Annotated in this window: 1 protein-coding gene; it reads right to left on the bottom strand. The window is 51.7% G+C overall.

Annotated features, from left to right (window positions below; all coding sequences use genetic code 11):
- Positions 1-410 (bottom strand): contractile injection system protein, VgrG/Pvc8 family (locus D5398_RS25355; protein WP_279635021.1); only part of this gene is annotated, 410 nt, incomplete at both ends.

Below are 410 nucleotides of genomic sequence, written 5' to 3'. Positions count from 1 at the left end.
CCTTCAATCTGATAACGGGCAAAGTCTTCGCCGTGCTGTTCGTCTTTAAAGCGTCCCGGATAATCAAATATTTCATAGGCCGCGTGCTGATAGGGCATCCGCCGCGGTTGGTCCTGAAATTGCGCCGGCCAGTTCGGAGCGGTGAAGGTGTAATCCTGCAAGGTCACCTGCGAAGGCCGGATTTGCGCGCTGCGGCGGAAATTATTGATGCAATACGTGTCGGCCTCGGAGGCCGCATTGGGGTTGTAAGGGATCTTGCCCATGCTGGTCAGTGCCGTACAGTTATCGGCAAACGCCAGTTTCTGATCGTTGGCTTTGAGATATTCTTCTTCAAAAAAGAAAATGCCTTCTTCAGCAATCAGGCGCCGGATAAATTCGTAGTCGCTTTCCATAAACTGCACGCAAAACTC

Source organism: Rahnella bruchi (assembly GCF_003614975.1).
Lineage (GTDB): Bacteria > Pseudomonadota > Gammaproteobacteria > Enterobacterales > Enterobacteriaceae > Rahnella > Rahnella bruchi.
This window is presented reverse-complemented; position numbering and strand designations above follow the sequence as displayed.